The organism is Sphingomonas sp. 179-I 2A4 NHS (assembly GCF_045369135.1).
Classification (GTDB): Bacteria; Pseudomonadota; Alphaproteobacteria; order Sphingomonadales; family Sphingomonadaceae; genus Sphingomonas.
Window position 1 is genome coordinate 277,524 of record NZ_JBIQFL010000001.1, and the last position, 22,066, is coordinate 299,589.

A 22,066-nucleotide genomic window follows, 5' to 3' on the forward strand; every position below is an offset into this window, starting at 1 on the left:
AGCACCGCCCGTTCGACAAGCATCCAACCGCGCGGTTTGGCGTTCGCGCGCGCGAGAAGCGGGCGGCTTGCGTAATATCGCTGCTTTCGCAACCGCGGTTCGCGATGCTACCGGCAAGCGCATGGAATCACGCGCCCCTGCGCTCATCTCGCGCTCGCTCTTCGCCTTCTCGATCTTTTACGGCGGGATGGTCTGTATCGCCGGCGTGCTCGGCAACAAGCAGGTGGCGGTTGGCCCGCTGTCGGTGGAGGCGGGCATTTTCGCCTTCCTGTTCCTGGTGGCGACATCGAGCGCGATCGCGGAGCTGCACGGGCGCCAGATGGCCAACAGGCTGGTGCAGATCGGCTTCGTGCCGCTGCTCGTCTCGCTGGTGCTGACCCTGGTGGTGCTGGTGGTGCCGGCCGCGCCATCGATGGAGCCTGAGCGACTCGGTGCGTTCGAGCTGATGATGACCGGCACACCGCGCATCTGGCTGGGCGGCCTCGTCGCTTATGGCACGTCGCAGACACTGAACGTGACGATCTTCGCCGCCTTGAAGGGCAAGGAGGATAGCCGGCTGTTGTGGCTGCGCGCGGCAATCGCCAGCGTCCTGTCGCAGGTGGTCGACACGTTGCTGTTCGTTACCATCGCCTTCTACGGCGTGTTCCCGATCGGGGAGCTGATGGTGGGGCAGATGATCGCCAAAGTCGTGCTATCGATCGTGCTGGTGCCGCCGCTGATCTACGGCTTCGTCGCGCTCGGCCGGAAACTGGACGCGACGCCGCGCCCCGCGTAACGGCCGCCGCATGACCGACCATTCTCCGTCCCCGGGGCTGCTCGCCAAGGCCGAAACGCTCGTCGAGGCACTGCCCTATCTCCAGCGTTATGCCGGTGCGACCTTCGTCGTGAAATACGGCGGCCATGCCATGGGCGATCCCGAGGCGCAGCGCGATTTCGCCGAGGACGTGGTGCTGATGAAGGCGGTCGGCATCAACCCCGTGGTGGTCCACGGCGGCGGGCCACAGATCGGATCGATGCTGAAGCGGCTGGGCGTCGAATCGCGCTTCGTCGACGGGCTGCGCGTCACCGATGCGGAAACCGCGCACATCGCCGAGATGGTTCTTGCGGGATCGATCAACAAGCAGATCGTCTCCTGGATCGCTGCTGCCGGCGGGCGTGCGGTAGGCATCTCCGGCAAGGATGCGGGGCTGGTGCAGGCCGAGAAGGTCGGGCGTCAGGAGCCCGATCAGCTGCAGGGCATCGAGCGCAAGGTCGACCTTGGCTTCGTCGGCGAGCCGGTGGCGGTCGATCGGCGGATCGTCGACACGCTGAGCCGTGACGGCATCATCCCGGTGATCGCCCCGATCGGCATCGGCGCCGATGGCCACACCTATAACATCAACGCCGATACCATGGCCGGCGCGATCGCCGCGGCGCTGGGCGCCAAGCGCTTCTTCCTTTTGACCGACGTTGCCGGCGTGCTCGACAAGTCGGGCGAGCTGATGACGGATCTGACGCCTGCCGACATTGCCGGCCTGCGCGCCGACGGCACGATCACCGGGGGCATGATCCCGAAGCTCGAGACGTGCGTCGCCGCGGTCGAATCCGGCGTCGATGCGGCGGTGGTGCTGGATGGCCGCGTGCCCCACGGCATGCTGCTCGAGATCTTCACGCGCCGCGGCGCGGGAACGCTGATCCGCCGGGCCTGATCGCCTTGATCGGCTGGGACATCATGCCCAACTGTGCTATTGAAATGATACACCCCTACGGAGGCCGCCCTTGCTGATGCTCACCATCATCCAGATCCTGCAGGTTCTGCTGAACGTCGTCTGGTGGGTAATCGTCATCCAGTTCGTGCTGTCGCTGCTGGTGGCGTTCAACGTCGTCAACATGCAGTCGAACTTCGTGCGCTCGCTGTACATGGGGCTCGATCGGCTGACGGAGCCGCTCTATCGCCCGCTGCGCCGCGTGCTGCCGCAACTGCAGGGCATCGATCTGGCGCCGGCGGTGGTGCTGATCGGCATCGCGATCCTGACGATCATCCTCAACAACATCGCCGCCAGCGTGATGGTGGGCAGCATCTGACCGCCTGGCGGACCGCCGACGACGGCCTCGCCATCGCGGTGCGCGTGACGCCGCGGGGCGGGCGGGACGCGCTGGCCGCCGGCACCGACGGTCATTTCGCCGCCCGCGTGTCCGCCCCGCCGGTGGACGGCGCGGCGAACGCTGCCGTGGTGGCGCTGGTCGCCAAGAGCTTCGGCGTGTCGCGCGGGTCGGTTCGCCTGACCGGCGGCGAGACGAGCCGGATCAAACGCCTGTTCATTTCCGGTGACCCCGCCGCGCTGGCGCGGGTCGCCGCTACTCTTTATGGCCATGAGACATGACGGCACGGATCATTGACGGAAAGGCGTTCGCCGCAGGGCTGCGCGCACGGGTGGCGGAAGCTGCCGCTGAGGTAATCGCGCAAAGCGGCCGCAAGCCCGGGCTGGCCGTGGTGCTGGTTGGCGAGGATCCGGCGTCGGCCGTCTATGTCCGGTCGAAGGGCAAGGCGACCGTCGCCGCTGGCATGGAGAGCTTCGAGCATCGCCTGCCGGCCGATACGGGCCAGGCGGAGCTCGAGGCGCTGGTCGACCGGCTCAACGCCGATCCCGCGGTGGACGGCATCCTCGTCCAGCTGCCGTTGCCCGAGCATCTCGACGAAAGCGCGATCATCACGCGGATCGACCCCGACAAGGACGTCGACGGCTTCCACCCGGTCAACGCTGGGCGGCTCGCGACTGGCCTTCCCGGATTTGTGCCATGCACGCCGCTCGGCTGCCTGATGCTGCTGCGTGACGGGCTGGGCGATCTCAGTGGCAAGGACGCGGTGGTGATCGGCCGATCGAACATCGTCGGCAAGCCGATGGCGCAGCTGCTGATCGGCGACAGCTGCACCGTGACGGTCGCCCATTCGCGCACCCGCGATCTGCCCGAGGTGGTGAAGCGCGCCGATATCGTCGTCGCGGCGGTGGGCCGGGCGAAGATGGTGAAGCCGGACTGGATCAAGCCGGGCGCGACGCTGATCGACGTCGGCATCAACCGCACGGACGAGGGGCTGGTGGGTGACATCGACCCCGCCTGCGCCGACGTGGCGGGCGCGATGACGCCGGTGCCGGGCGGCGTCGGCCCGATGACGATCGCGGTGCTGCTACGCAATACGCTGGTCTCCGCCGCGCGGCGCGAGGGCGTGACGCTGGCGACTGATATCTGATGCTCGCCGCGCTGCTGCTTGCCGGCGCGGGGCCGGTGACGGCAGCCGGCGCCGAACGCGCCTTCGCCGCCGATGCCAAGGCGATCGGGCAGTGGAGCGCGTTCCGCAAATGGGCGGCGGATGATGCCGTCATCTTCGTGCCGCAGCCGACGAACGCGCAGGCATTCCTGAAGCCGCTGAAGGACCCGCCGAAGGCCGTCCACTGGTGGCCGACGGCAAGCTTCGTCTCGTGCGACGGCAAGATGGCGGTGAATACCGGCGGCGCGGCGTGGCCGGACGGGCATGCGAGCTACTTCTCGACCGTGTGGAAGCAGGCGGGCGGCACATGGCGCTGGGCCTTGGATCACGGGGACAATCTTGAAACGCCCCGCCCGCGCGTGCCTGAACCGGCGGTTCGCCGGGCGGCGTGCAGCGGCACGCCTGCATCGCCACCGGGCGGTGCCCTGGCTTCTTCCGTTGCGGATGGTACGGGTGGGTCTGGCCGTTCGCCGGATCAAACGCTTTTCTATGCCTGGCGCAGCGACGCCAATGGGCGATCGCTTCGGGCGTGGCTGTGGAATGGCACGGGCTGGGACGATGTACTGAATGACCGTGTGGGGGCGGCGAAACCATGATCGAGCTCTTCATCTCCTCCTTCATCACCTTCTTCGTGGTGATCGATCCGCCCGGCTGCGCCCCAATCTACGCCGGGCTGACCGCCACGGCGAATGCGGTGCAGCGGCGGGCCATGGCGATCCGCGCGGTTGGCGTTGCGTCGGCGATCCTGCTCGTCTTCGCGCTGTTCGGCGAGAAGCTGCTGAAGGGGCTGGGCATCGATCTTGCCTCGTTCCGGATCGCGGGCGGCATCATGCTGTTCCTGATCGCGCTCGAAATGGTGTTCGAGAAGCGCACCCAGCGCCGTGAGGACCGGGCAGCGAGCGTGACGGCGGAGGAGGCGGAGGACGTCTCGATCTTCCCGATGGCGATGCCGATGATCGCCGGGCCGGGCTCGATCGCCAGCGTCATGCTGCTGATGGCGCGCAACGATGGGTTGCAGCAATCCCTGGTGGTGCTCGGCGCGCTCGGCCTGGTGCTTGCGCTGACGCTGGTGGCGCTGATGGCGGCCGGGCCGCTGATGCGGATGCTGGGGCACAAGATCGAGGTGGTAATCACCCGGCTGCTCGGCGTGCTGCTGGCGGCGCTGGCGGTGCAGTTCGTGATCGACGGGATCAAGGAACAGCTCGCATAGACGGGTTGCCAATGCGGCTCCGCTGCGGCCATCAGGCGCAAAAAGGAGACGATGCATGGCTGACCAGCAACACTACCCGGTGCCGGACGCCTGGGCTGCGGAAGCGAAGGTGGATCGTGCCGGCTACGAGGCGATGTACAGCGCCGCGGCGGCGGATCCCGACGCCTTCTGGCTCGACCAGGCGAAGCGGCTGGACTGGATCAAGCCGCCCACCGTCGCCGGCAACTGGTCGTTCGACGAGGCGGATTTCCGCATCGAGTGGTTCAAGGATGGCGTCCTCAACGCCTCGGTGAACTGCCTCGACCGGCATCTGGCCGAACGCGGTGACCAGATCGCGATCATCTGGGAGCCGGACGAGCCGAGCGAGGAGCCGAGGCGCTTTACCTATGCGCAGCTTCACGAAGAGGTGTGCCGCTTCGCCAACGTGCTGAAGGCGCAAGGCGTGCGCAAGGGCGACCGGGTGACGATCTACCTGCCGATGATCCCGGAGGCGGCCTTCGCCTTGCTCGCCTGTGCGCGGATAGGCGCGATCCATTCGGTGGTGTTTGGCGGCTTCTCGCCCGATGCGCTCGCCGGGCGGATCCAGGATTGCGACTCCAAGGTGGTGGTGACCGCCGATTGCGGGCGGCGCGGCGGCAAGCGCATCGCGCTGAAGGCCAATGTCGATGCCGCGGCCGGGCGCGCGCCGAGCCTGGAGACGGTGATCGTCATCAAGGCGACCGGCGACGAGGTGCCGATGCACCAGCGCGACGTCTGGTATCACGAGGCGGCCGCCGAGGTGTCGACCGACTGCCCGCCCGAGCCGATGAACGCGGAGGACCCGCTGTTCATCCTTTATACCTCGGGATCAACGGGCAAGCCCAAGGGCGTGCTCCATACCACCGGCGGCTATCTGCTGTGGGCGAGCTTCACCCACGAGCTGGTGTTCGATTATCGCCCCGGCAACATCTTCTGGTGCGCCGCGGACGTCGGCTGGGTCACCGGCCATACGTACATCGTCTACGGCCCGCTCGCGAACGGCGCGACGACTTTGATGTACGAGGGGCTGCCCACGTGGCCCGATGCAAGCCGCATCTGGCAGGTGGTGGACCGGCACCAGGTGCACACCATCTTCACCGCGCCGACCGCACTTCGGGCATTGATGAAGGAAGGCGATGCGCCGGTGAAGGCGACCAGCCGCAAGAGCCTGCGCCTGCTCGGCACGGTGGGCGAGCCGATCAATCCCGAGGCGTGGCGCTGGTATCACGAGGTGGTGGGCGAGGGCCGCTCGCCGATCGTCGATACATGGTGGCAGACCGAGACGGGCGGCGCGCTGATCGCGCCGCTGCCGGGCGCGACGGACCTCAAGCCCGGTTCCGCGACCAAGCCGCTGCCGGGCGTGCACCCGCAACTGGTGGACGATACGGGCCAGGTACTCGACGGCGCGGTGAGCGGCAACCTGTGCCTCACCGCCAGCTGGCCGGGACAGATGCGCACCGTCTGGGGCGATCATGCGCGCTTCTTCCAGACCTATTTCACGACCTATCCCGGCAAGTATTTCACCGGTGACGGCTGCCGCCGTGACGAGCATGGCTATTACTGGATCACCGGCCGGGTGGACGATGTGATCAACGTTAGCGGGCACCGCATGGGCACGGCCGAGGTGGAAAGCGCCCTGGTGCTCCACCCCAAGGTGGCCGAGGCCGCGGTGGTCGGCATGCCGCACGACGTGAAGGGGCAGGGCATCTACGCCTATGTCACGCTGAATGCCGGCGAGGCTGCGTCCGAGGCGCTGTCGGCCGATCTTCGCCAGTGGGTGCGCAAGGAGATCGGACCGATCGCCAGCCCCGATGCGATCCAGTTCGCGCCGGGCCTGCCCAAGACGCGTTCGGGCAAGATCATGCGCCGCATCCTGCGCAAGATCGCCGAAGGCGACGTGACGAGCCTCGGCGATACGTCGACGCTGGCCGATCCGTCGGTGGTGGACGATCTGGTCGCAAACCGGGCGCAGTAATGTGCGACGAAGCTGCGACCAGTGCCGCAAGTTGTTGAAAGAAGGATTTCACGTGCAACGCGGCAGGTTTTGACGCGCGGGATCGGGAAGCGTTAGTCGGAAGGCATCCAAGAACGGGATGTTCCACGATGACCAATGCTTGCCCGATCCCGGTGAAAACCCGGGAGTTGCACAATCATCATTTCGATTCGACGATCTGGAACGACTTCGTCTTTCGAGATGACGACATCGTCATCGCGACCTACGCCAAATCAGGCACCACCTGGACGCAGCAAATCGTCGGCCAGTTGCTGTCGGGCGGGGATCCCAGTTTTCCGGTGGCGGACCTGTCGCCGTGGCTGGACCTGCGCGTGCCGGGGCGTGACGTGCTGCTGCCGATGCTGGAGGCGCAGACCAATCGGCGGTTCATCAAGACCCATCTGCCGGTCGACGCGCTCGTCTTCTCGCCGCGCGCCAAATACATCTACGTCGGGCGCGACGGGCGCGATGTGGTGTGGAGCCTGTTCAATCATCATCGCTCCTTCACGCCCGAAGCGCTTGCGATGATCAACGACGCGCCCGGCCGGGTCGGCCCGCCGCTGCCGCCCGCGGGTGACGACGTGCACGTTTTCTGGCGGCATTGGTTCGCCGCAGATGGCGCGCCATTCTGGTCCTTATGGGAGAACGTGCGCAGCTGGTGGGCGATCCGGCACCTGCCCAATGTGCTGATGCTGCACTTCGACGATCTGAAGCGCGACCTCGCCGGCGAGATGCGGCGCGTGGCGGACTTCCTCGACATTCCGATCGACGAAAACCGCTTCCCGGCCCAGGTCGAACATTGCACCTTTGACTGGATGCGGCAGCACGGCGAGACGATGGTGCCGCTGCACGGTGCGATCTGGAAGGACGGGCCCAGATCCTTCCTCAACAAGGGTACCAACGGCCGCTGGCGCGACGTGCTGACAGTTAACGAAAGCTTGCATTACGAGTCGCGTGCAAGGGCAGAATTGGGCCCGGAATGTGCGACTTGGCTGCAATCGGGCAGTGCGCCGGCGGTGCAGCTGGCGGCCTAATGGGGACTTCCGGCGACATGGCGAAACGCTTCGCCGAGGATTCCGCCCGGATGGTCACTCAAGGCCATCGAATCGCTTGACGCAAAGCAAGAATCAGCGCCCTCTACGGCCATCCACCAACGATGCCGTAGAACCCGTGGGGGGTCGCATTGGGTCAGCAAGACGATGGCGCTTGGCTTACCGCTGAGCTGCTCGAACGCATATTGGGGTCGGCACGTTGCGCCGGGCCCCATCTCATGATTTCGCGTGGCGATTGCCAGTACACGCTGGATGCGCTGACGCGGCAGGGCTGGGTGCAGGAGAAGCGCGGGCATATCGTGCTGACGGCGAAGGCGCGCGCGCGCCGGCTTGCCCAGCCGCAGGCGGCCAACGCCTGATCCGGCGCCCGATCTGACGGGCGCCCGCTCCCTTGTCCGGGAGCCGCTTCCTCATCGACGCGCATCGCCTGCCTCTTTGCAGCGTGCAGCATTGCTGTACCAAGGCCGGGATGGGGGAACGATCGACACGGCTGGGCCGGCTGACGCTTGCGGCGATCGCCTGCCTGTTGCCGGGCGCGGCACAGCCGCCCAGCGTGGACCTGCTGATCCGCGGCGGCACGGTCTATCGCGGCGGCGCCGATCCGTACGTCGGGGATGTGGCGGTGCGCGGCGACCGGATCGTCGCGGTCGGCCAGTGGCTGCCGCTGCGTGCCGCACGCACCATCGATGCCCGCGGCATGATCGTCGCGCCCGGCTTCATCGATCCGCACACCCATGGCGACACGCTGCTGTCTTCGCCCGACGCACGGACCCGGCTCGCCCTGCCGTTCCTGATGCAGGGGGTGACCACGATCGTCATCGGCAACGATGGCGCCGGCAGCCCGGCCGTCGCGCAGACGCTGGGCGCGATGCAAAACATCGGCGTCAACGTCGCGGCGCATGTCGGCTTCGGCGCGGTCCGCCGGCAGGTGATCGGTGGGGCGGCTCGGGCGCCGACAGCGGGTGAACTCGCAACGATGCGCGGGCTCGTTGCCGCGGCCATGTGCCAGGGCGCGCTGGGGCTCTCGACCGGGCTGTTCTACGCCCCGCAGCGCTTTGCCAGGACCGACGAGGTGACGGCGCTTGCGGTTGAGGCAGGCAAGCGCGGCGGCATCTACGACACGCATCTGCGCGACGAATCCTCCTATTCGATCGGCCTGGAGGCGGCGGTGGCGGAAGCGCTGGCGATCGGGCGCGATGCGCGGCTGCCGGTGAACATCAGCCATATCAAGGCGCTGGGGCGCGATACCTGGGGCAAGGCGCCGGCGGTGATCGCGCAAATTACGGCGGCGCAACGCGCCGGCGTGCGGGTGTCGGCCGATCAGTATCCGTATGAAGCGTCGGGCACGAGCCTCGTCGCGGCGCTCGTACCGGGCTGGGCGCAGGATGGCGGGCGCGCGGCGCTGCTGCGGCGCTTCAACGATCCGACCGTGGCCGATCGCCTGCGGCGCGAGATGAGAGCCAATCTCGTCCGGCGAGGGGGCGCGGCTAAGCTGCTGGTGACCGAAGGCGATGAAGCAGGGAGGACGCTGGCGCAAATCGCCGGACGCGGCGACCCTGTCGCGGCAGCGATTATCGTCATCCGCAAGCGCGATCCGGCGACCGTCTCCTTCAACATGGACGAAGGCGACATCGCCGCTTTCATGCGCCAGCCGTGGGTGATGACGGGGTCCGACGCGTCGCCGGGCCACCCGCGCGTCTTCGGCAGCTTCGCACGCAAATACGCCGCTTACGTGCGCCGGCAGGGGGTGATCGACCTGCGCGCGTTCATCGATCGCAGCACGGCGCTGCCGGCGGACACGCTTGACCTTGCGGATCGCGGGCGGCTCGCGAGCGGCAAGCGCGCCGACATCGTCGTCTTCGATCCGCGCCGCTATGCCGACCGCGCCACCTATGCTTCGCCGACGAAGCTCGCCGCCGGCGTGCGCACTGTGGTGGTGAATGGTCGTGTTGCGGTCGACCATGGCCGCGCGACGGGCATCGCAGCGGGCCAGGCGATCCGCCATGTGCCGTCGCCGGGCAGTTGCCCCTGATGCGCGGCTGGTTCGGCATCCCCTTGTGGCAGCGTGTGCTGGGCGGGCTGGCGCTCGGCGTGCTGCTGGCCATCGTGGCGCCCGGCGCAGCGCCCTATGTCGCGTTCCTCGGTGATCTGTTCGTGCGGGCGATCCGCATGCTCGTTGCGCCGATCGTGCTGGTGACGATCGCCGCGGGGATCACGACGCTCGCCGATCCGCGGCGGCTGGGAGCGCTCGGCGGGCGGACGATCGGGCTGTTCGCGGCGACGACCGCGATCGCGGTCTCGGTCGGCATGGCGGTCGCGCTGGTGATCCGTCCGGGCGTCGGCGCGCCGCTCGGCAATGCCGCGCCGCATGCGCTCGGGCCGCCGGTGACGCCGTACGAGCAACTGATCGGGATCATTCCCGTCAATATCGTCGAGGCGCTGGCCAAGGGCGACATGCTGGCGCTGATCTTCGTCGCGATCCTGGTTGGCGTCGGCACCGTGCTTTCGGGGGAAGCGGGGCGGCCGTTCGCCGGGCTGCTCCAGTCGCTGTCGGCCGTGCTGCTGCGCATTGTCAGCCTGGTGATGGAGGCGGCGCCGTTCGGCGTCTTCGCGCTGATCGCCAATGCGGTGGCGCAGCACGGCGCGGCCGTGTTCGTGCAGGTCGGGTGGCTGGCGCTCGCGGTGGTCGCGGGCTCGCTGATCCAGCTCGCGATCGTTCACTCGCTGCTGCTGCGGCTGATTGCGCGGGTGCCGGTGCTGCCGTTCTTCCGCGGCATCGTCGATGCGCTTGCCGTCGCTTTCTCCACCGCCTCGAGCTCCGCGACTTTGCCCGTCGCGATGCGGGTGGCGGGCGCGAACCTTGGCATCGGGCGGAGCATCTATTCCACCGTGCTGCCGCTCGGCGCGACGATCGGCAAGGACGGGACGGCGATGTACGTCGGTCTGCTCAGCGTCTTCGCGCTCCAGGCGCTGGGCGTGCCGATCACGCCTGCGGTGCTGGCGATCATGCTGCTGACCGGGTCGCTGGCGGCGTTCGGCACGGCGCCGGTGCCTTCCGCTTCGCTGTTCATGCTCGCCGCCGTGCTGTCCGCGGTCGGCGTCGCCCCGGAGCAGACTGCGCTCGTGGTGGGCTTTGTGCTGCCGTTCGACCGGCTGCTCGACATGACGCGCACGGTGCCGAGCGCAAGCGCGAACCTCGCCGTTGCCACCACGGTGGCGCGGCTGGAGGGTGAGCTGGACCAGAACGTCTATCGCGCAAGCCCGCTGGCATGAGGCGGCTGGCCGCCTCGATCGCGCTACTGGCCGTGAGCGCCGCTGAGCCACTGATCGAGGCACCGCCGGGAACCCGGATCGGGCTGGTGGTGGCGACGCTCAACGGGCGGGAGGTCGTCGCCATTCGCGCCGACGAGCGCTTCGTGCCGGCGTCGAACACCAAGCTCTTCACCACCATTGCCGCCTTCGAGACGCTGGACCTGAGCGCGCCGGACGCGGCCGGCGGAGCGTCGGTCCGGCTCGAGGGGCAGGACGTGGTGCTCAGCGGCCATGGCGACGCGCGCCTGTCGAGTGCGCCAGATTGCGCCGCGAATTGCCTGAAGACGCTGGCCGATGCGGTGGCGGCCAAGACGCGCCACGTTCGCGACGTGATCGGCGACGACAGCGCTTTTGCCGACGAACGGTGGAGCGAGGGGATGAGCTGGAACAACATCCCCAGCCGATCGGGTACCGCCGCGTCGGCGCTGACGCTGGACGATAACGAGGCGGTGTTGGTGGTGACGCCGACGCGGGTAGGGACCGCGCCGCGCGTGGCGGACGATGGCTATTACACGATCGACAATCGCGCGGTGACGGTGGCCGGCAGTAGGACGTCGCTGTCACTGGAACGCGCACCGAACAGCCGTGCGCTGCGGCTGACCGGCTCGATCGCTGCGGATGCCCCGCCGGCACAGGCGCGCGGCGGGATCGATGATCCGGCGCATCGCGCGGCGTGGCGCTTTGCCGCGCTGCTGCGCGACCGCGGCGTGCGCGTGAGTGGCACGATTGGCACGCGGCATCGCCTGCCCGGCGCGAGCGACCGGGCAGGTGCGGTGGTGATGCGGGGGCCGCCGCCCGCGCCGCTCGCGCGGCTAGTGCCCCCGCCGCTGCTGCCGGACGTCACGCTCACCAACAAGATGAGCCAGAACCTGCATGCCGAGCTGTTGCTGCGCCGCATCGGCGCGGCGCGTGGCGGCGCATCGGTCGCATCGGTCGCATCGGGGCTGGCCGGCGTGGAGGCGGTGGCGGTCAAGGCCGGCGTGCCGCGGACCGGCTGGGATCTTGCCGACGGCTCCGGCATGTCGAGCTACAATCGTGTCAGCCCGCGCGCGATGGTCACGCTGCTGCGCTGGGCGGCGGGGCGGCCGTGGGGCGCGCAGTTCCGCGCGACGCTGCCGGTGGCGGGCGTGGACGGCACGTTGCGCGGGCGCTTCCGCGGCACGCCGCTGGAGGGCCGTTTGTGGGCCAAGACCGGGACGCTCAACGCGGCCAATGCACTGGCCGGCTATATGACCGCCAAAAGCGGCGCGACTCTGGTGTTCGCGGCCTATGCCAATGACATGCCGGCGGACGCGAGCGCGACCGCGGTGATCGACGCGGCGCTGGTTGAGGTGGCGGCGGCGAACTGAGCGGCGCGCCTGGCGGCACGCCCTTCGACAGGTTCAGGACGAACGGGCGGGGGCGTCGAACGCGGCAATAACTGCCTCGCCGGTTGCCGGGCGGATCTCGAAGATACCGCTGTCGCGGTGGCGCGTTGGGTGGACGCGGTTCGTCAACAACGTCCAGGCGAGGCCGCGAGAGACGTCGATCCACAAGCCCGTCCCGGTGAAGCCGGTGTGGCCGATCGTGCCCGGTGCGCATGCCATGCCGCCGGACCATCCCGGATGGCGTAGCTCCCAGCCGCAACTGCGGTGGTTCGCCGCTTCGTCCAGGATCTCGCGGGGCGGATCGGTGAGCGTCGCGGCAGCGAAATCGAGCACGCCATCGATCGTGCCGAACAGGCCCGCGTGGCCCGCCGCACCGCCGAGCGCGAAGGCATTCTCGTCATGCACCTCGCCCTTCAGCATGCGGCCGCGCCAGGTGCACGCCTCGGTCGCGACGGCGGGGCCGAGCGGGCGATAGCCAAGGCCGGGGCCAAGCGGCCAGGCGTCGAGCGGGGCGCCGGTCAGCCGCTCGATCGCAATCCCCAATAGGATGAAGTTGATATCGGAATAGACCGGCGGGCCGGCGCGCCACTCGCGCTGCAGGACGAAGGCGCGCAGCCGGGCGGAGTCGTCGCCATAAGTGTAGATCGGCTCCACAGCGGGCAGATGCGTGCGGTGGGCGAGGCAATCGCGGAAGGTGAGGCGGCGTTCGAGCGCGCCGTCCACGTCATATTGCCTGAGGTCGGGAATCGCGGTGGTGAGCGGCGCATTGATGTCGATCACGCCGCGCCGCGCGAGCGACAGGATCATCGGTGTCGTCGCGATCACCTTCGTCAGCGAGGCGAGATCGAACCAATGGTCGCGCGTCAGCACCTCCGGGTCCGGGACCAGCGCGGCATGGCCAGCGAAGACGACGGCGCGCGCGCCGTCGCGTGTCACGATCCCCAGGGCAGCGCCGGGCAGCCGGCCGTCCGCCACCGCGGCGGCGGCGGGCGCGAAGGCGCGGGCGGCGATGCCCTCGATCACGCGTCCGCCGCGCGCGGGCGGAGCCGCATCACGAAGGGGAGGAGCGGCAAGGCGGCCAAGCTCAAGGCGCCGGACAGCAGGAAGAAGGCATCATAGCCGAAGCGCGCCACCATCGATCCCGATGCACCGGCCAGCAGCCGCGGCAACAGGAAGGCGAAGCCCGAGAGAAACGCATATTGCGCGCCCGGATATCGCGGGTTCACCATCAGCGAGAGATAGACGACGAACACCGCGCCCGCGAACCCGTTGCCGAACTGGTCGGCGAAGGTGGCGAGATACAGCGCCGTGCTGTCGGGCGGGCGATGCGCCAGCCACACGAAGCTCCAGTTGCCCAGCCCGGCGAGGATTGCGCCGATCGCCAGCGTCCGCCCCATCGGCCAGCGCGCTGCCATCCACCCGCCGACGCCCACGCCCGCCATGCTCGCCGCCAGCGCCACGCCGCCATCGGCCATGCCGATCGCGGTCAGCGAATAGCCGAGCGAGGCGACCAGCGGCTTCGACAGGGTGAGCGCCAACACGTCCCCCATGCGATAGAGCGAGACGAGCGCGAGCAGCGCGAGGACACCGGTTCCGTAACGCCAGAAGATGTCGACATAGGGCCCGATCGCCGGTGAGCGACGGACCGGGGCGTCGGCCGGCGCGCGGCGGATGTAGGGCAATGCGAGCGCCAGCACGACGAAGGGCAGGAGGCACAGGCCCAGCACGACGGGCGTCACGTTGCTGCCCGCATTGATGCCCAGCGCCTCGGCGCCGGACAGCAGGATCCAGCCGATCGTGGCCGTCGCCGCCGCGACGGCGAGCAGGATCGCCATGCTCGCCGCGACGCCGGTCGCCAGCGCAACCACGCGCCCGCCGCCGCAGCCCGGCTCGGGCGGCATGGCGGAGAGCAGCGGAAAGGGGGCGAAGGCCGCAATGGCGATCAGCAAATACGCCGCCGTCCAGCCCTGGCCGTCCGCTACGATCAGCGCGCCGCTGCCCGCTGCCACCATCGCGGTGCGATAGCCCCAGACGGTCGCGGCAACGACCGGGCCCTGATCCTCCTTGCTGGGATAAAGGATGATGCGCCACGCGTCGGACGCGACCTCCAGCGTCGTCGTCCAGAAGGCGAGCAGGGTGGCGAGCAGCGCGGTCAGCGGCAGGCTGGCGTCGTCGCTCGTCAGCGCCATGCCGATGAGCGAGGCGGTGATGCCGAGCTGCGAGAGCATCAGCCAGCTTCGCCGCTGCCCCCAGAAGCGCGCAAAGCCCGGCACGGCCAGGCGATCGAGCACCGGCGCCCACAGGAACTTCATCGTCGGCAGTAGCGTGATCCAGGCAAAGAAGCCGATCACCACCAGCCCGACGCCATGCGCCTGAAGGCGAAGCGCCAGCACGGTGGAGAACATGTAGAAGGGCAGGCCCGCGGAAAAGCCGAGCAGGCCGAACAGCGCGATCGCCGCTGTGCGGCCCGGGGGCTGGATGATGACGGGCGCGGCAGCGTGCATGGGCGCGTTGGTTGTTGGCGGCGATGCGGGCGTCGTCAATGCTCCGGGTGTGCTGCTGGCGCCGGACGCGCGAAAATGCTGCGGCTGCGCAAATTCTCCTTGCCGATGGATGACAATTTCGTTGCTATGCGCCCAGCGCCGCTGGGGGAGCGGCCGACGGGGGGAATAATGGTCAAGCGTTCCGCACTTCAGGCGATCCTTGCGTCCGGCGTGGCGCTGGCGGCGATGCTGCCGGGGGCCGCGATCGCGCAGGTGACGACCGGGGGTACGCCGGAAGCCGCCACCCCCACCGGCGCGGCCACGCCGGCGACGGATGCCTCCTCAAGCGGCCAGGCCGAGGGCGGCGGCGACATCCTCGTCACCGGATCGCGCATCCGCCAGGATCCGAACCGAAGCGCGCTCCCGCTGCAGATCATCACCACGCAGGAGCTTGGCCGCAATTCGATCAGCAATCCCGAACAGCTGATCAACTTCCTGTCGACCAACGGCACCGGCGCGGACAATCTCGCCTCGAACGGCGACGTTACCTCGGGCGCGCAACGCGGCACCAACGGGCTGTCAGCGGCGAACCTGCGCGGGCAGGGGTCGGCGGGAACGCTGGTGCTGCTGAACGGGCGGCGCCTCGCCGCGCACGGCCTGACGGGCGGCGCGGTTGACGTGAACCAGGTGCCTTTTGCGGCGATCGAGCGCGTCGAGGTACTGAAGGACGGCGCCTCCGCGATCTACGGCACCGATGCGGTCGGCGGCGTGATCAACTTCATCACCTACAAGGAATATAAGGGCCTCGGCCTGCAGGGCTTCACCGATGTGACCGAGCAGGGCAACGGCAACATCTATCGCCTGTCAGGCATCGCCGGTTGGGGCGACCTAGACGACCAGGGCTTCAACGTGATGGGCTCTGTGTCCTATTCGTGGAACCAGATTCTGCGCGGGCGTGACCGGGCCTTCGTCAACGGCAACCAGCCGGAGCGCGGGCTTTCGGTCGACACGCGCGGCACGCCGATCGCCACCGCCTTCCCGCTGAACCCGAGTGGCGCGTTCTTCCCGGGCGGCACGTTGCTCGGCGGGACGACGGGCGCGACCGTGCTGCCGGGGCTGGTGTTCCCCGGCACGACGCAGCTGGCCAACGGCGGCATCAATCCGCTCGATCTGCCGGGCGGGGCCGGATGCGGCTCGGTCGACGGCGGCATGGCCTATGACGAGCAGCTGTGGAACGTGCCCTCGGCGCGCTACGCTTGTTCCTGGGATACCGGTCGCGCCGCGGTGATCCAGCAGCCGATCGAGACGCTGACCTATTACGCCCGCGCCGCCGCGCGGCTGGGCGGCGAGCATGAACTCTCACTCGAAGTGTCAGGGTCGAGCGCCAAATCCGCCAAGAGCTTCTCGAACAACCAGATCAGCGGGAACACGACCAGTGCGACCGCCGCGCTGCCCGTCGCTTTCCCGCTCAACGATCTGACCCGCGACACCTACAATCAGGTGTTCAACGCGATCGCTGCGCAATTCCCGGCGATTGCCGCCAATTACGGCAAGCCGATCGGCTATCGCTGGCGCTGCATCGCCTGCGACGTGCGCGAGTACGAAACCGACGTCGATACGCTGCGCGTCTATGCCGCGGCAGAAGGGCCCTTGTTCGGCAGCTGGGATTATCACGCCGGCGCGTCCTACGCGAAGAGCGAGGCGTCGTCCGTGCTCGGCACCGGCTATCATTATCGTGGCACGCTGGGGAACGGCGCGATCGATCCCAATGCGCCGACCGCGCCGGGGGCAAGTGCGCCGGGCCTCGTCGGCGTGCTGAACAGCGGCCTCATCAATCCCTTCACGCTGAACCAGAGCGCCGCCGGGCTTGCCGCGCTCGACGCCGTCTCGGCGCGGGGCGTGACGCTCTACGGCGGCAAGTACGAGATCCGGCAGTTCGACGCCTCCGTCGCGGGTGACCTGTTCAGCATCTGGGGCCGGGACGTTCAGCTGGCGGTAGGCGCGGATTATCGCCGCGAAACCTATTCGTTCAACGGCTCGCCCGCCGCGATCGCCACCGCGCCGGTGATCTTCAACGCCGCGTTCGACAATATCAACGCGCTCGATCGCGTGAACCGCGACGTGAAGGCGGCTTATGCCGAGCTGCTGGTGCCGCTGGGTGACATGATCGACATCACCGGCGCGGTGCGCGTCGACGATTACACTGGCTTTGGCACCACGACGAACCCGAAGGTCTCGTTCCGTTTCCAGCCGATCGACGCGATCATGTTCCGCGGATCGTACAACACCAGCTTCCGCGTGCCGTCGTTCAACCAGATCTTCAACGGCATCACCGATTCGCCTTATTCGGGCAGTGACTTGGCCGATCCGGTGCGCTGCCCCGGCGGCGTCCCCAACACCACCAACCCCGCCTGCGCGATCATCCGCCCGGCGATCTACACCGGCGGCCGGCGCGATCTCGGCCCGGAGACGGCGGAGCAGTTCAACCTTGGCGTGGTGATCCAGCCGGCGCCGATGTTCAGCGCCTCGGTCGACTGGTGGGTGATCAACGTCGACAACACGATCCAGGTACTGACGCTGCGCCAGCTGGTGGAGAATGCCGCGCTGTTCCCGGACGCGTTCATTCGCGATGCGACTGGCGAGATCGAGATCATCGACAATCGCTGGCTGAACGCCGGATCGCGCCGCACGCAGGGCCTTGAGGTGGCGCTGCGCGGCGGCGTCGAGGCAGCGGGCGGCCGGTTCCTCGCCGGGCTCGACGGCACGTATCTGCTGAAACGGCGCGAGAAGCTGACGCCCACCGCGGACTATGGCCCGAGCCAGATCGGCGTCTTCACCTTCGCTGGCGACCTGAGCCTGCGCTGGAAGCACAATGCCTTCGTCAGCTTCCAGAACGACGATTTCCTCGTCTCGCTGACGCAGATCTTCCGCCACGGCTACAAGAACCAGGCGCTGCCCGGCATCGCATCGGGCGCGATCACGCGGCCGGGCTTCAACCCGCGCGTCGACGATTACGTCATCTACAATGCCGCCGTCGCCTGGACCGGGATCCCCGGATACCGGCTGACGCTGGGCGTGAAGAACCTGTTCGATAAGGATCCACCGTTCGCCATCACTTATGATGGCAACACCGGCGCCGGCAGTTCGTGGGAGCCGCGCGTTGCCGACCCGCGCGGCCGGTCGTTCACGATCAGCGTGGAGACGAAGTTCTGATCCTCCTCGCCCTTGCCGCTGCGGCCGCGACCCAGGCTGCGGCTCCGATCGCGACGGTGCGCGTGGCGTTCGACCGGCGCGGCGAGACGGCGGTTGCCGTCACTGGCCTCGCGAACCGCGAGACCGGCCGCGCGGTAACCGCGGACGATCCGGTACGCGTTGCGTCGATCTCCAAGCTGGTGACGGCGATTGGCGTGATGCGGCTGGTGGAGCAGGGCCTGCTCGATCTCGATGCCGACGTGTCGGACCGGCTCGGCTGGCGGCTGCGCAACCCCGCCTTTCCCGATGTGCCGATCACATTGCGCCTGCTGCTGTCGCACCGCTCCAGCCTGACGGATGCAGCGGATTACGTGCTGCCGCTCGACGATGTGCTGGAGCAGAAGGTGCGCGATCCGCGGGCCTGGGATGCCGCCCACGCGCCTGGCACCTTCTTCCGCTACACCAATTTCAACTTCCCGGTGGTCGCCGCGGTGATGGAGCGCGCGACTGGTGAGCGGTTCGACCGGCTGATGCAGCGGCTGGTGCTGGCGCCGCTGAAGCTCGATGCGTGCTTCAACTGGGCAGGATGCAGCCCGGCGGCGAAGGCTCGGGCGGTGGTGCTGTACGACCAGGGCAAGGCGGTGCGCGACGAGCCGGCGTTCATCGCCGGCTGCCCCGTCACCCCGGCGCGCGATGGATCGTGCGATCTGGCGACGTGGCGGCCGGGCGTGAACGGCGCGATGTTCTCGCCGCAAGGCGGCCTGCGCATCTCGATGCGCGGGCTGGCCACGATCGGCCGGCTGCTGCTGAACGACGGCGCCGTGGATGGCGTGCGGCTGCTGACACCTGCCTCGATGGCGGTGCTGGCGACGCCGGAATGGACGTTCGACGGCCGCAACGGCGTGCAGAACGAGGAGGCGGAAAGCGGCGTTCAGCCCGGTGGCTTCAACTGCCGCTATGGCCTGGCGGTAAGTTTCACCGCGACGCCGCTGCCGATGTGCCGCGACGATCCGGTCGGCGACGGCCGCATGCGCATCGGCCACGCCGGCGAGGCCTACGGCCTGCAATCCGGCCTGTGGGTCGATCGCGCCGGCGGCACCGGCGTCGTCTATTTCGCCACCGACGTGCCGAAGGAAGCCGGCACGCGATCGGCATTGTCGCTGACCGAGGAACGGCTGGCGGCCGGCAAGTAACCCGCCGATCCTCCGGCGGTCACAGCAGCGGCTTGTCGATCCGGCGCAGCGCGCGTTCGAACAGCGAGATGGTGTGAGCGTGGAGCGCGTCGCCGATCGGCTTGGGCGTCAGGCCGGCGCAGGCGCGCGCATGGCTTCCCTCCAGGATCGCGCCCAGCTTGAACGGGGCGAGGACGCTGTACCACCGCGCATCCGCCGCGCTCCGCCCGGTGGCGGCAAGATAGCGGTCGACGATCTCGCCCAGGCTCGGGAACCCATCCCACGGCGTCACCGACACCCGCTGGTTCTCCTCGTCCGGATCGCGCCAGGTGGCGGTGAGCCAGCCGAGATCGAGCATCGGATCGCCGCGGCTCGCCAGTTCCCAGTCGACGATCGCCGCCAGCGCGGGCGAATCCGGCCGGTACATGACGTTCGACAGGTGATAGTCGCCGTGAATCAGGCCGGGCTGCATCGTCGTCGGACGGTTCGCCTCCAGCCAGGTGCAGATCGCCTCCACGTCCGGCAGCGCCTCCAGCCCGGTCCAGCCCTCGAACTTGGCATAGCCGTCGAGCTGCGCGCGCCAGCGCGGCACCTGGCGTTCGAGCCACCCGTCGAGCTTGCCGAGGTCGTCGAGCCCCGCCTCATGCGGATCGATCCGCGACAGGGCGATCGCGCCGTCGACGATCGCCTCGCCCATCTGCCGGCGCACGTCCGCGCTGCCGGCATGAAGCGGCGGCAGGCCGACCGTCGCGTTGAACCCGTCGATCGGCTCCATCAGGTAAAAGGCGGTTCCGAGCACCGCGGGATCGCCCTCGCCGGCGATGAAGCCGGGGTGCGGCACGTCCGATCCGGCGATCGCGGACAGGACCTTCATCTCGCGGCGCATCACCTCGTCGCTTTCCGGGCGCGGGCGGCGCGGCGGGCGACGCATGACATAGGTGCGGCCGGCACGATCAAAGCGCAGCAGGATGTTCTGCGTGCCGCCGCCAAGCGTATCGGCATTCTCGATCGGCGCCCCGGTGCCGAGGCCCTGGCCGTCCATCCAGCGCGCGAGCGTGCCCAGATCGATCAGCTCGCGCCATGCCTCCCGGTCGTGCGCCAGTGCTGCCATGGTCCGCTCCCCGCTCTTTTAAGTCGTGCGAATTACCATAAGGGCGAGGGGGCAAGCGTCAATCTAAGCCATGTGACTTGAACCGGACGCCCGCTTGCCCGATGCTGCCGCCGCATGAACCTTGCCCGTCCCCAATCCGCCGGCCGCGGTGGCACCACCCGCAACGAACTGAAGCGCGCCGCGCGCCGCCTGTTCGCCGAGCGCGGCATCGCTGCGGTGGGCATGCGCGAGATCGTGGAGGCCGCCGGCCAGCGCAACGCCGCCGCGGTCCATTATTATTTCGGCAGCAAGGACGATCTGCTGCGCGAACTGGTGGTCGAAGGCGCTGACATCATCGACCAGATCCGCATGCGGATGCTGGACGACGCGGAAGCAAAGGGCGAGCTGTCGCTGCGGGACGTGGTGCGCGCCCTGGTCGTTGCCAATGCCGAACTGTCCGGCGAGACGGGCGAGGGTGAAACCTATTTCCGCTTCATGACCAGCATGCAGACCGAGCGGCGCCAGATGTTCGATCAATGGGCGGGCGGCGAGCATTCCGAAGGCTATGTGCGCTGCGTCTCGCACTTCCATCGCCTGCTGTCGCACTTGCCGCATGCGCTGGTGAACCAGCGGCTGTTGTTCGCCGGCCTGTCGCTGCGCACGCTGCTGGCGGCGCGCGAGGCGGCGCGCGATGCCGGGGCAGGGCCCGATCACCCTTATTGGGGCGAACCGGTCGCGACCGAGGGGATGATCGACGCGGTCGAGGCGATCCTTACCGGCCCCGCCAGACCTGCCTGATCGCCGGGGCAAACGCCGCGGGAAGCCCGGGGCGCAGCAGCAGCCAGTCGCGGATCGCAGGCCCCTCCGCCGCACCGATGGTGCGCTTGTACCCGCTGTCACCCGCGCCCCAGTCAACGGTCGTGATGCCGCGTCCCAGCGCCTCGACGAGGTTGCGGTAATACAGCAGCTTGCCGGGCGAATGCTTGGCGAAGGCCGGATCGTAGCTGTTGGCGATCGCATATTTCAGCGAGCCGCAATCGATATCGAACGAGAAGGCAGCGGGGCGGTCGTCGACGGTGAGCAGCGCGGCGCGGAACATCGTGGCGAGCACCGGGTCCGCCGCCGCCGCGCGCCAGAAGGCGCCATGCCCGGTGCGGGTGAACTTCGCGTCGCGACCGTCGGTGCGCGCAGCGATCCAGCTGCTCCACTCGACGGCGGCAAGATCGTCGAACGCGCCCGGCCAGTCGCTGCCTGACAGGAAATGCCAGCCCAAGGCGCCATGTTCGGCGAGGTGCTTCTCGTGGAAGCGATTCTTGCGCAGCGTCGAATTGCGCGGCCAGGTGCCCTCCGCCTGCGCCGCCGCCATGTCGAGCAGGAAGCTGGTGGCGATCGGCCGGGCAAGCACCGTCCAGCCGCTGGCGCGCGCCGCGTCGATGAGCGGCGTCACTGCGACATCGCCATCATAGACCGGGCCGATGCGCAGCGCGCGCACTCGCCGGCCGAGCGCGGCGATCGCTGCGGTTGCCACGTCCGGCCCCGCATCCTCGGCCTGCGGGAAGCCGCGAAACGGCCAGTAGCAGCCGGGCACCGCCGCGCCGCGCAGCGCCCGCGGGCCGACCGGCACGATCGGCAGCGCCAGTACCGCCCGGTCGTCGCGTTGAACCGTCAGCGTGCGCGCCTCGCCGCCATAGGCCGCGAGCGCGGCGGCATACCAGGCGCGGCGCAGGAAGGCGTGGCTGGGAGGGGCGGATTCGGCAACCTCGTCGATCGCCGGAGGCAAGCCGCTGACGATCGAGGCATGGACCGGGTGCCACAGGCGCTCGACATCGTCGCAGTCCAGCATCGTCGTCATCGTGCCTGCCATAGACCTGCGTGGTTACCGCGGTATTGCCAAATCGGGGTTAATGATCCGCCCGATGCGCCGATCGGC

Annotated in this window: 20 protein-coding genes; 16 read left to right on the top strand and 4 right to left on the bottom strand. The window is 68.7% G+C overall.

The genetic code is table 11. The features are described from left to right. Positions 1-121: 121 nt before the first annotated feature. The 13 genes from ACH0CP_RS01255 to dacB all read left to right on the top strand — a co-directional run bounded on the left by ACH0CP_RS01255 (position 122) and on the right by dacB (position 12,181). Positions 122-775, top strand: a complete 654-nt coding sequence (locus ACH0CP_RS01255; RefSeq protein ID WP_294443355.1) for a queuosine precursor transporter — start codon at positions 122-124, stop codon at positions 773-775. A 10-nt stretch (positions 776-785) separates the two neighbouring features. Beyond that, on the top strand, positions 786-1,688 hold the full coding sequence (argB, locus tag ACH0CP_RS01260) for an acetylglutamate kinase (RefSeq protein ID WP_294443353.1): 903 nt from the start codon (positions 786-788) through the stop codon (positions 1,686-1,688). Between the two features lie 76 nt (positions 1,689-1,764). Then, a complete protein-coding gene (locus ACH0CP_RS01265) occupies positions 1,765-2,064 on the top strand; it encodes a YggT family protein (RefSeq protein WP_294443365.1) in 300 nt (99 codons plus the stop codon). A gap of 38 nt (positions 2,065-2,102) precedes the next feature. Then, complete coding sequence (locus tag ACH0CP_RS01270) at positions 2,103-2,363, top strand: DUF167 family protein (RefSeq protein WP_294443352.1); 261 nt, start codon at positions 2,103-2,105, stop codon at positions 2,361-2,363. Next, a complete protein-coding gene (gene folD, locus ACH0CP_RS01275; protein ID WP_294443351.1) occupies positions 2,360-3,229 on the top strand; it encodes a bifunctional methylenetetrahydrofolate dehydrogenase/methenyltetrahydrofolate cyclohydrolase FolD in 870 nt (289 codons plus the stop codon). Before ACH0CP_RS01270 ends, folD begins: the two co-directional genes overlap by 4 nt. Further along, positions 3,229-3,843 (top strand): hypothetical protein, encoded by a 615-nt coding sequence (locus tag ACH0CP_RS01280; protein WP_294443350.1) that lies wholly within the window; start codon positions 3,229-3,231, stop codon positions 3,841-3,843. The genes folD and ACH0CP_RS01280 overlap by 1 nt, the downstream gene beginning before the upstream one ends. Further along, positions 3,840-4,457, top strand: a complete 618-nt coding sequence (locus ACH0CP_RS01285; RefSeq protein WP_294443349.1) for a MarC family protein — start codon at positions 3,840-3,842, stop codon at positions 4,455-4,457. The genes ACH0CP_RS01280 and ACH0CP_RS01285 overlap by 4 nt, the downstream gene beginning before the upstream one ends. 55 nt (positions 4,458-4,512) lie before the next feature. Beyond that, positions 4,513-6,450, top strand: a complete 1,938-nt coding sequence (acs, locus tag ACH0CP_RS01290) for an acetate--CoA ligase (protein WP_294443348.1) — start codon at positions 4,513-4,515, stop codon at positions 6,448-6,450. A 128-nt stretch (positions 6,451-6,578) separates the two neighbouring features. Continuing rightward, complete coding sequence (locus tag ACH0CP_RS01295) at positions 6,579-7,502, top strand: sulfotransferase domain-containing protein (protein ID WP_294443347.1); 924 nt, start codon at positions 6,579-6,581, stop codon at positions 7,500-7,502. Between the two features lie 236 nt (positions 7,503-7,738). After that, the gene (locus ACH0CP_RS01300) at positions 7,739-7,879 is read left to right on the top strand and encodes a hypothetical protein (RefSeq protein WP_294443346.1); all 141 of its coding nucleotides are present in this window, start codon (positions 7,739-7,741) and stop codon (positions 7,877-7,879) included. Positions 7,880-7,911: 32 nt separating this feature from the next. Beyond that, the gene (locus ACH0CP_RS01305) at positions 7,912-9,552 is read left to right on the top strand and encodes an amidohydrolase family protein (protein WP_406875402.1); all 1,641 of its coding nucleotides are present in this window, start codon (positions 7,912-7,914) and stop codon (positions 9,550-9,552) included. Next, on the top strand, positions 9,552-10,793 hold the full coding sequence (locus ACH0CP_RS01310) for a dicarboxylate/amino acid:cation symporter (RefSeq protein ID WP_406875401.1): 1,242 nt from the start codon (positions 9,552-9,554) through the stop codon (positions 10,791-10,793). Before ACH0CP_RS01305 ends, ACH0CP_RS01310 begins: the two co-directional genes overlap by 1 nt. Continuing rightward, on the top strand, positions 10,790-12,181 hold the full coding sequence (gene dacB / locus ACH0CP_RS01315; RefSeq protein WP_294443341.1) for a D-alanyl-D-alanine carboxypeptidase/D-alanyl-D-alanine-endopeptidase: 1,392 nt from the start codon (positions 10,790-10,792) through the stop codon (positions 12,179-12,181). The genes ACH0CP_RS01310 and dacB overlap by 4 nt, the downstream gene beginning before the upstream one ends. A 33-nt stretch (positions 12,182-12,214) precedes the next feature. On the opposite strand, the gene ACH0CP_RS01320 is transcribed toward dacB, so the two are convergent. Continuing rightward, the gene (locus ACH0CP_RS01320; protein ID WP_294443340.1) at positions 12,215-13,222 is read right to left on the bottom strand and encodes a serine hydrolase; all 1,008 of its coding nucleotides are present in this window, start codon (positions 13,220-13,222) and stop codon (positions 12,215-12,217) included. Beyond that, positions 13,219-14,703, bottom strand: a complete 1,485-nt coding sequence (locus tag ACH0CP_RS01325; RefSeq protein WP_294443339.1) for a permease — start codon at positions 14,701-14,703, stop codon at positions 13,219-13,221. Before ACH0CP_RS01325 ends, ACH0CP_RS01320 begins: the two co-directional genes overlap by 4 nt. 168 nt (positions 14,704-14,871) lie before the next feature. Between ACH0CP_RS01325 and ACH0CP_RS01330 the strand changes: the two genes are divergently transcribed. Both ACH0CP_RS01330 and ACH0CP_RS01335 read left to right on the top strand, forming a co-directional pair. Further along, positions 14,872-17,895, top strand: a complete 3,024-nt coding sequence (locus tag ACH0CP_RS01330; RefSeq protein WP_294443338.1) for a TonB-dependent receptor domain-containing protein — start codon at positions 14,872-14,874, stop codon at positions 17,893-17,895. Continuing rightward, complete coding sequence (locus ACH0CP_RS01335; protein WP_294443337.1) at positions 17,829-19,067, top strand: serine hydrolase; 1,239 nt, start codon at positions 17,829-17,831, stop codon at positions 19,065-19,067. Before ACH0CP_RS01330 ends, ACH0CP_RS01335 begins: the two co-directional genes overlap by 67 nt. Before the next feature lie 19 nt (positions 19,068-19,086). On the opposite strand, the gene ACH0CP_RS01340 is transcribed toward ACH0CP_RS01335, so the two are convergent. Then, on the bottom strand, positions 19,087-20,157 hold the full coding sequence (locus ACH0CP_RS01340) for a phosphotransferase family protein (protein ID WP_294443336.1): 1,071 nt from the start codon (positions 20,155-20,157) through the stop codon (positions 19,087-19,089). A 114-nt stretch (positions 20,158-20,271) separates the two neighbouring features. Here ACH0CP_RS01340 and ACH0CP_RS01345 point away from each other — a divergent pair, with 114 nt between their 5' ends. Further along, complete coding sequence (locus tag ACH0CP_RS01345) at positions 20,272-20,934, top strand: TetR/AcrR family transcriptional regulator (protein WP_294443335.1); 663 nt, start codon at positions 20,272-20,274, stop codon at positions 20,932-20,934. On the opposite strand, the gene ACH0CP_RS01350 is transcribed toward ACH0CP_RS01345, so the two are convergent. Further along, a complete protein-coding gene (locus ACH0CP_RS01350) occupies positions 20,909-21,988 on the bottom strand; it encodes a GNAT family N-acetyltransferase (RefSeq protein ID WP_294443334.1) in 1,080 nt (359 codons plus the stop codon). The genes ACH0CP_RS01345 and ACH0CP_RS01350 overlap by 26 nt on opposite strands. Between the last annotated feature and the right edge of the window lie 78 nt (positions 21,989-22,066).

Coding starts and splice junctions, on each gene's coding strand:
- argB (WP_294443353.1), top strand. CDS start 786: ATGACCGACCATTCTCCGTCCCCGGGGCTGCTCGCCAAGGCCGAAACG.
- folD (WP_294443351.1), top strand. CDS start 2,360: ATGACGGCACGGATCATTGACGGAAAGGCGTTCGCCGCAGGGCTGCGC.
- ACH0CP_RS01265 (WP_294443365.1), top strand. CDS start 1,765: ATGCTCACCATCATCCAGATCCTGCAGGTTCTGCTGAACGTCGTCTGG.
- ACH0CP_RS01345 (WP_294443335.1), top strand. CDS start 20,272: ATGAACCTTGCCCGTCCCCAATCCGCCGGCCGCGGTGGCACCACCCGC.
- ACH0CP_RS01350 (WP_294443334.1), bottom strand. CDS start 21,988: ATGACGACGATGCTGGACTGCGACGATGTCGAGCGCCTGTGGCACCCG.
- ACH0CP_RS01325 (WP_294443339.1), bottom strand. CDS start 14,703: ATGCACGCTGCCGCGCCCGTCATCATCCAGCCCCCGGGCCGCACAGCG.
- ACH0CP_RS01300 (WP_294443346.1), top strand. CDS start 7,739: ATGATTTCGCGTGGCGATTGCCAGTACACGCTGGATGCGCTGACGCGG.
- ACH0CP_RS01255 (WP_294443355.1), top strand. CDS start 122: ATGGAATCACGCGCCCCTGCGCTCATCTCGCGCTCGCTCTTCGCCTTC.
- ACH0CP_RS01330 (WP_294443338.1), top strand. CDS start 14,872: ATGGTCAAGCGTTCCGCACTTCAGGCGATCCTTGCGTCCGGCGTGGCG.
- ACH0CP_RS01295 (WP_294443347.1), top strand. CDS start 6,579: ATGACCAATGCTTGCCCGATCCCGGTGAAAACCCGGGAGTTGCACAAT.
- dacB (WP_294443341.1), top strand. CDS start 10,790: ATGAGGCGGCTGGCCGCCTCGATCGCGCTACTGGCCGTGAGCGCCGCT.
- ACH0CP_RS01280 (WP_294443350.1), top strand. CDS start 3,229: ATGCTCGCCGCGCTGCTGCTTGCCGGCGCGGGGCCGGTGACGGCAGCC.
- ACH0CP_RS01285 (WP_294443349.1), top strand. CDS start 3,840: ATGATCGAGCTCTTCATCTCCTCCTTCATCACCTTCTTCGTGGTGATC.
- ACH0CP_RS01340 (WP_294443336.1), bottom strand. CDS start 20,157: ATGGCAGCACTGGCGCACGACCGGGAGGCATGGCGCGAGCTGATCGAT.
- ACH0CP_RS01310 (WP_406875401.1), top strand. CDS start 9,552: ATGCGCGGCTGGTTCGGCATCCCCTTGTGGCAGCGTGTGCTGGGCGGG.
- acs (WP_294443348.1), top strand. CDS start 4,513: ATGGCTGACCAGCAACACTACCCGGTGCCGGACGCCTGGGCTGCGGAA.